8 protein-coding genes are annotated in these 6847 nt (G+C 72.0%); 5 read left to right on the top strand and 3 right to left on the bottom strand.

Features of this window, described 5'->3' with window-relative positions; translation table 11 throughout:
• Positions 1-35: 35 nt before the first annotated feature.
• Positions 36-290, bottom strand: a complete 255-nt coding sequence (locus RIN80_RS25585; protein ID WP_309098010.1) for a MoaD/ThiS family protein — start codon at positions 288-290, stop codon at positions 36-38.
• 54 nt (positions 291-344) lie between these two features.
• Positions 345-1196, bottom strand: a complete 852-nt coding sequence (locus tag RIN80_RS25580; RefSeq protein WP_309098009.1) for an alpha/beta fold hydrolase — start codon at positions 1194-1196, stop codon at positions 345-347.
• Between the two features lie 171 nt (positions 1197-1367).
• On the opposite strand from RIN80_RS25580, the gene RIN80_RS25575 reads away from it, so the two are divergent.
• From RIN80_RS25575 to RIN80_RS25555, 5 genes are all read left to right on the top strand, one after another.
• Positions 1368-2156, top strand: coding sequence for a response regulator transcription factor (locus tag RIN80_RS25575; RefSeq protein WP_309098008.1), 789 nt, complete (start codon positions 1368-1370; stop codon positions 2154-2156).
• 128 nt (positions 2157-2284) lie between these two features.
• On the top strand, positions 2285-3307 hold the full coding sequence (locus RIN80_RS25570) for a LacI family DNA-binding transcriptional regulator (protein WP_309098007.1): 1023 nt from the start codon (positions 2285-2287) through the stop codon (positions 3305-3307).
• A 110-nt stretch (positions 3308-3417) separates the two neighbouring features.
• Entirely contained in the window at positions 3418-4419 is a 1002-nt protein-coding gene (locus tag RIN80_RS25565) for a trypsin-like peptidase domain-containing protein (RefSeq protein WP_309098006.1), read from the top strand.
• Between the two features lie 136 nt (positions 4420-4555).
• Positions 4556-5293, top strand: coding sequence for a response regulator transcription factor (locus RIN80_RS25560; RefSeq protein WP_309098005.1), 738 nt, complete (start codon positions 4556-4558; stop codon positions 5291-5293).
• A complete protein-coding gene (locus RIN80_RS25555; RefSeq protein WP_309098004.1) occupies positions 5290-6759 on the top strand; it encodes a HAMP domain-containing sensor histidine kinase in 1470 nt (489 codons plus the stop codon). Before RIN80_RS25560 ends, RIN80_RS25555 begins: the two co-directional genes overlap by 4 nt.
• Here RIN80_RS25555 and RIN80_RS25550 read toward each other — a convergent pair.
• Positions 6749-6844 (bottom strand): DUF397 domain-containing protein, encoded by a 96-nt coding sequence (locus RIN80_RS25550; protein ID WP_309098011.1) that lies wholly within the window; start codon positions 6842-6844, stop codon positions 6749-6751. The genes RIN80_RS25555 and RIN80_RS25550 overlap by 11 nt on opposite strands.
• Positions 6845-6847 lie beyond the last annotated feature (3 nt).

Raw genomic sequence — 6847 nt, 5'->3', positions numbered from 1 at the left:
TCGTGGTAGCCGTCATACGGCTGGTTGGTCATCGCTCACCCTCCTGCGAACGGCGGGAGCACCTCGACCGTGCCGCCGTCGGCCAGCCGTACCGTCTCATGGGCGCGGGTGCCCACCGGGTCACCGTCCACGAGGAACGAGCACCGCCGCAGCACCCGCTCCAGTTCGCCGGCATGCCGCTCGCGCACCGCGTCGAGCGCCTCGGCGAGCGTGGTCGCCTCGTACGCCTCCTCGGCCACCCCGGCCGCGGCCTTGGCGGCGGCCCAGTAGCGCACCGTGACCTCTGGCATCTGCTTCCTCACTCGGGACTCTCACGGGCTCACCCGACGGTGAACCCCGTCAGGCTAGCCCGCCCGGGCGAGGCCCCACTCCCCGATGCGGGCCAGCAGCCCGTCGCCCGCCGCGTGCTCGGCATGCCCCATGCCCGGCTCCAGCCAGAGTTCGCCCTGGTCACCGGCGGCCGCGGCCAGCATCCGGGGATGGTCGAGGGGGAAGTAGCCGTCGCAGTCGCCGTGCACGATCAGCAGCGGGGTCGGGGCGATCCTCGGCACCGCCTCCACCGGGGAGAGCGGGACCGGGTCCCAGTCCCGGTGGTGGATGCGGGTGCCGAACCCGTACCGGCCCACCACCCGCCCCTCGGGCCGCGTGACCAGCCAGTGCAGCCGCCGCATCGGCGCGGTCCCCCGGTAGTACCAGCGGGCCGGCGCGCTCACCGCGACGACCGCGTCGGTCCGGCCCGGGTGCAGTGCGGCGTGCCGCAGCACCACCGAGCCGCCCATGGAGAAGCCGACCGTCACCACGCGCGCGTGACCGCGCTCCCGGGCCCACTCCACCGCCGCCGCCAGGTCGAGCACCTCGCGGTCGCCGACGGTGGAGCGCCCGCCGGACAGTCCGTGCCCGCGGAAGGAGAAGGTGACCACCGCGCCATGGCGGGCGAACGCCCGTGCGATGCGTCGCACGTGCGGGCGGTCCACCGCACCGGTGAAGCCGTGGGCGACGACGAACGCGGGGTGAGCGGAGGGTGTCTCCGGGGCGTCGTATACGGCCGCGCCCGGCTCGTATACGGCGTCGATCGCCACCCCGTCGGACGTGCGGAGAAACGTCCTCACCAGCACCCGAGGGGCCGTTCTCCCGGCCGTCTCGGAGTGCGGACGATCGGTGGAACGCGCCACATGACCTGCCGGACCAGAGCTCATGTGGGCTATTGTGCTGGGCAGAGGACTCGGGCAGCGAAGCCCCCGGGTCCTTTTGTGCTTTCGGAAGCGTTGTATACGAAGCGGGAAACCGCAGGTGTACGGGGCCTTCGGGATCGCAGAGCGTGCTGTGCCAACAAGCGTCCTCGCAGGGACCGAGGAGGAACCAGACATATGAGTTCTCTGCTGCTCCTGACCAATGCCCTCCAGCCGTCCACGGAGGTGCTCCCCGCCCTCGGACTGCTCCTGCACAACGTGCGCGTGGCCCCCGCGGAGGGCCCCGCCCTGGTCGACACCCCCGGTGCCGACGTCATCCTGGTCGACGGCCGGCGCGACCTGCCGCAGGTGCGCAGCCTGTGCCAGCTCCTGCGCTCCACCGGGCCGGGCTGCCCGCTGATCCTCGTCGTCACCGAGGGCGGTCTGGCGGCCGTCACCGCGGACTGGGGCATCGACGACGTCCTGCTCGACACCGCCGGACCCGCGGAGGTCGAGGCACGCCTGCGCCTGGCCATGGGACGGCAGCAGATCGTCGGCGACGACTCCCCGATGGAGATCCGCAACGGCGACCTGTCGGTCGACGAGGCCACCTACTCCGCCAAGCTCAAGGGCCGGGTCCTGGACCTGACCTTCAAGGAGTTCGAGCTGCTGAAGTACCTCGCGCAGCACCCGGGCCGCGTCTTCACGCGCGCCCAGCTGCTGCAGGAGGTGTGGGGCTACGACTACTTCGGCGGCACGCGCACGGTCGACGTGCACGTGCGGCGGCTGCGCGCCAAGCTCGGCCCCGAGCACGAGTCGCTGATCGGCACCGTGCGGAACGTCGGTTATCGATTCGTTACGCCGGAGAAGCCCGAGAAGATGGAGCGCGCCGCCGGGGAGAAGAAGGCCGAGACGGCCAAGGCAAAGCCGGACAACGCGGACGAGTCGGCCGCCCTGGACGCCACCGAGGTCCGCGCCGAGGCGTAGGAGGCGTATCCCGCCGCCGACCTGGGCATCCCTCTTCACACCGGGGCGCCCCGGACGGCAGTCGGGATATCGTACGGAACCTCCTTTACGCCCTGCCCGGAGCGGGTATATCCGCGTAGACTCCGCGCGTGGCCAAGGTGACTCGGGATGATGTGGCGCGGCTGGCAGGGACTTCCACTGCCGTGGTCAGCTATGTCATCAACAACGGACCCCGGCCGGTCGCCCCGGCCACGCGCGAGCGTGTCCTCGCCGCGATCAAGGAACTGGGGTACCGGCCGGACCGGGTCGCCCAGGCGATGGCCTCCCGGCGCACCGACCTCATAGGCCTGATCATCCCGGACGCCCGCCAGCCCTTCTTCGGGGAGATGGCGCACGCGGTCGAGCAGGCCGCCTCCGAGCGCGGGAAGATGGTCCTCGTCGGCAACACGGACTACGTGGGCGAGCGCGAGGTCCACTACCTGCGCGCGTTCCTCGGAATGCGGGTCTCCGGGCTGATCCTGGTCAGCCACGCGCTCAACGACCTGGCCGCCGCCGAGATCGACGCCTGGGACGCCCGGGTGGTGCTGCTGCACGAGCGCCCCGAGGCCATCGACGACGTCGCCGTCACCACGGACGACCTGGGCGGCGCCGAGCTGGCCGTGCGGCACCTGCTGGAGCACGGCTACGAGTACGTCGCCTGTATGGGCGGCATAGCCGAGACCCCCGCGGTCGGCGACCCGGTCTCCGACCACGTCGAGGGCTGGCGCCGCGCGATGGACGAGGCGGGGATCTCCACGGAGGGCCGCCTCTTCGAGGCCCTCTACAACCGCTACGACGCCTACCAGGCCGCCCTCAAGATCCTCTCCGGACCCGAGCGGCCGCCGGCGATCTTCTGCTCCACCGACGACCAGGCGATCGGCCTGCTGCGGGCGGCACGCGAGCTGCGCATCGACGTCCCCGGCGAGCTGGCCGTGGCCGGCTTCGACGACATCAAGGAGGCGGCGCTGGCCGACCCGCCCCTGACGACGATCGCCTCCGACCGCTCGGCGATGGCCAGGGCAGCGGTGGACCTCGTCCTGGACGACGGTCTGCGGGTCGCGGGTTCCCGGCGCGAGCGGCTGAAGGTCTTCCCGTCGCGGCTGGTGGTACGCCAGTCCTGCGGCTGCCCGTAGCCCGCCGGGGCTCCCGGCCGGGGCGCCTTTATATCGGGCATACGAGGTTCTGTCGGGCTTCTCAGCCGGCGCTCAGGAAGCTCTCATGGTCGGGCGACAAGCTCGTTGCCATGACCGAGAGCTTCCACCGCAGTGGCGAGTACGAGAACCCTCACGAGGGTCAGCAGCAGGCCCCGGTGACCCCCGAGTGGCCGCCCCCGCCGGCGTACACCCCGGCACATGCTCCGCAGCCGAAGAAGCGCAAGCGCGGCCCCGTCGCCCTGATCGCCGCCGTGGCGATCGCCGCCGCGGCGATAGGCGGCGGCACGGCCTACGGCATCCAGGAGCTGACGGGCAGCGACACGGTCGCCTCCAGCTCCACCAGCACCACCGTGGTGCCCTCCAGCCAGAAGGGCACGGTCGCCGGGGTCGCGAAGGCGGTCAGCCCCAGCATCGTCGAGATCAGCGCCGCGTCGAACGCCGGGTCCTCCACCGGCTCCGGTGTGATCATCACGAGCGACGGCGAGATCATCACCAACAACCACGTCGTCTCCGGCGCCTCGCAGATCAAGGTGACGACCAGCGACGGCAAGTCCTACACCGCGAAGGTCGTCGGCACCGACAGCGAGAAGGACCTGGCCCTGATCAAGCTGGAGAACGCCTCCGGCCTGAAGGCGGCCACGCTCGGCGACTCCGCCGGGGTCCAGGTCGGCGACCAGGTCGTCGCGATCGGCTCCCCCGAGGGGCTGTCCGGCACCGTCACCAGCGGCATCATCTCCGCGCTCGACCGGGACGTGACCGTCCCGACCGAGGAGGACCAGGGCCGGCAGCAGTCCCAGCAGGGTGACGGGTGGCCGTTCGAGTACGGCGGGCGGCAGTTCAACGGCGACACCGGCGACGACACCACGACGTACAAGGCGCTGCAGACCGACGCGTCCCTCAACCCGGGCAACTCCGGCGGCGCGCTGATCGACATGAACGGCAACATCATCGGGATCAACTCCGCGATGTACTCTCCGGCGGGCAGCGCCTCCTCGTCCTCCGACGCGGGCAGCGTGGGCCTGGGCTTCGCCATTCCGATCAACACCGTCAAGGCCGACCTCGCGAAGCTGCGGGCCGGTGCGACCGACTGAGTCCACCGGGCCGGCCGGCACCGGCCCGGCGGCGCGCGGTCCGGGGCCGGCGCTCCTCCCGGCACCTCCCCGCGGCGTGCGACGCTGAGAGCGTCAGACGCACCCCCGTCCCCATCACCCCCGAGGACCCCGGACCATGAGCCCCGCAGACGGCGACCGTGACCCCCAGCGCATCCTGATCGTCGACGACGAGCCGGCGGTGCGCGAAGCACTCCAGCGCAGCCTCGCCTTCGAGGGGTACGGCACCCAGGTCGCGGTCGACGGCGCGGACGCCCTGGAGAAGGCGGCGGCGTACCGTCCCGACCTGGTCGTCCTCGACATCCAGATGCCGCGCATGGACGGCCTGACGGCGGCGCGCCGCTTCCGCGCCACCGGCGACACGACACCGATCCTCATGCTCACGGCCCGCGACACGGTCGGCGACCGGGTCACCGGCCTCGACGCGGGCGCCGACGACTACCTGGTCAAGCCCTTCGAACTCGACGAGCTCTTCGCCCGCATCCGCGCGCTGCTGCGCCGCAGTTCCTACGCGGCGGCCGTGGGCGCGGGCGACCCGGCCGACGAGGACGCGCTCACCTTCGCCGACCTGCGCATGGACCTCGCCACCCGGGAGGTCACCCGGGGCGGTCGCCCGGTGGAGCTGACGCGCACGGAGTTCACGCTCCTGGAGATGTTCATGGCCCACCCGCGCCAGGTCCTCACGCGGGAGCAGATCCTCAAGGCGGTGTGGGGCTTCGACTTCGAGCCGTCGTCCAACTCCCTCGACGTGTACGTCATGTACCTGCGGCGCAAGACCGAGGCGGGCGGGGAGCCGCGCCTGGTCCACACGGTGCGCGGGGTCGGCTACGTGCTGCGGCAGGGCGGCGCCGAGTGACCAGGCTCGTCCGCCGCTTCCGCTCGCTGCCGATCCGCTCGCGCCTGGCGCTGCTGGTGGCGGCGGCGGTGGCGTTCGCGGTGGCGGCGGTGTCGGTGACGTGCTGGTTCATCGTCCAGGGCAAGTTGTACGACCAGGTGGACGGGGACCTGAAGTCGTCCTACCGGACCATCCAGGAGGACGAGTTCAAGGCAGTGGTCTCGGCGTGCCCCCAGACGCCCTCCAGCACGCTCGGCGGCGGTCCCCGCCCGCAGACGTACGCGCAGCTGGTGCGGGTGGACGGCAGGGTCTGCCTGTTCAACAACAGCATGCCGCAGGTGAAGGTCACGAGCGCCGACAAGGCCGTGGCGGAGGACCCCGACCCCAGGACGGCCCGGCTCCGCAACGGCACGGACGGCGACGGCAACTCGGTGCGGGTGCTGACCACGGCGGTCATCGTCCAGCAGAGCCCGCTCGACAAGGCCGTCGCCGCCGACTACGCGCTGGTCATCGCCGTCCCCCTCAAGGGCACCGAGTCCACGCTCAACGAACTGGCGCTGATCCTGCTGCTGGTGTCGGGCATCGGCGTGATCGGCGCGGGAGCCGCCGGTCTCGCGGTGGCCCGGGCGGGACTGCGCCCGGTCGACCGGCTGACGGAGGCGGTCGAGCACGTGGCCCGCACGGAGGATCTGGACGTCCGTATCCCGCTGGACGAGGACAGCGACGACGAGGTGGCCCGCCTCTCCCGCTCCTTCAACTCCATGACCTCCGCCCTGGCCAGCTCCCGCGAGCTCCAGCAGCAGCTCATCGCGGACGCCGGCCACGAACTGCGCACCCCCCTCACCTCGCTGCGCACCAACGTCGAACTCCTCACCCGCAGCGAGGAGACCGGCCGCCCCATCCCGGAGGCGGACCGCAAGGCGCTGCTCGCGTCGGTGAAGGCCCAGATGACGGAACTGGCCGCGCTCATCGGCGACCTGCAGGAACTGTCCCGCCCGGACACCGGCCAGCACGCCGGCCGGACCCAGATCGTCGCCTGGCACGACACGGTCGAGTCGGCGCTGCGGCGGGCCCGGCTGCGCGGCCCGGAACTGACGATCACGGCGGACGTCGAGCCGTGGTTCGTCCGCGCTGAGCCGTCCGCGCTGGAACGGGCGGTGGTGAACATCCTCGACAACGCGGTGAAGTTCAGCCCGGACGGCGGCACGGTCGAGGTACGCCTCACCGGCGGCACCCTCACCGTCCGCGACCACGGCCCGGGCATCCCCGCGGACGAACTCCCCTACGTCTTCGATCGCTTCTGGCGCTCCCCGAGCGCACGGGCCCTGCCGGGCTCGGGCCTGGGCCTGTCGATCGTGGCCCGGACGGTGCAGCAGGCGGGCGGGGACGTGTCCCTGTCCCCGGCGGAGGACGGCGGCACGGTCGCGACGATCCGGCTACCGGGGGCGTCGGTGCCTCCCCCGGAAGCACCGACGGCTACCGCGTGACGAAGGTGAGGAACGACGCCCAAGGGCTTGTGCCGAACACGAGTACCGGGCCGTCGGGGGTCTTGCTGTCGCGGACCGGGATCAAGTC

The organism is Streptomyces sp., from assembly GCF_031181705.1.
GTDB lineage: Bacteria > Actinomycetota > Actinomycetes > Streptomycetales > Streptomycetaceae > Streptomyces.
Note: the sequence above shows the minus strand (reverse complement) of the source record. Positions and strands in the feature narration are given on the sequence as shown.

Bases quoted from the DNA above. Each gene is read 5' to 3' on its own strand.
- RIN80_RS25585 (WP_309098010.1), bottom strand. From the start codon at position 290: ATGCCAGAGGTCACGGTGCGCTACTGGGCCGCCGCCAAGGCCGCGGCC.
- RIN80_RS25580 (WP_309098009.1), bottom strand. From the start codon at position 1,196: ATGAGCTCTGGTCCGGCAGGTCATGTGGCGCGTTCCACCGATCGTCCG.
- RIN80_RS25575 (WP_309098008.1), top strand. From the start codon at position 1,368: ATGAGTTCTCTGCTGCTCCTGACCAATGCCCTCCAGCCGTCCACGGAG.
- RIN80_RS25565 (WP_309098006.1), top strand. From the start codon at position 3,418: ATGACCGAGAGCTTCCACCGCAGTGGCGAGTACGAGAACCCTCACGAG.
- RIN80_RS25560 (WP_309098005.1), top strand. From the start codon at position 4,556: ATGAGCCCCGCAGACGGCGACCGTGACCCCCAGCGCATCCTGATCGTC.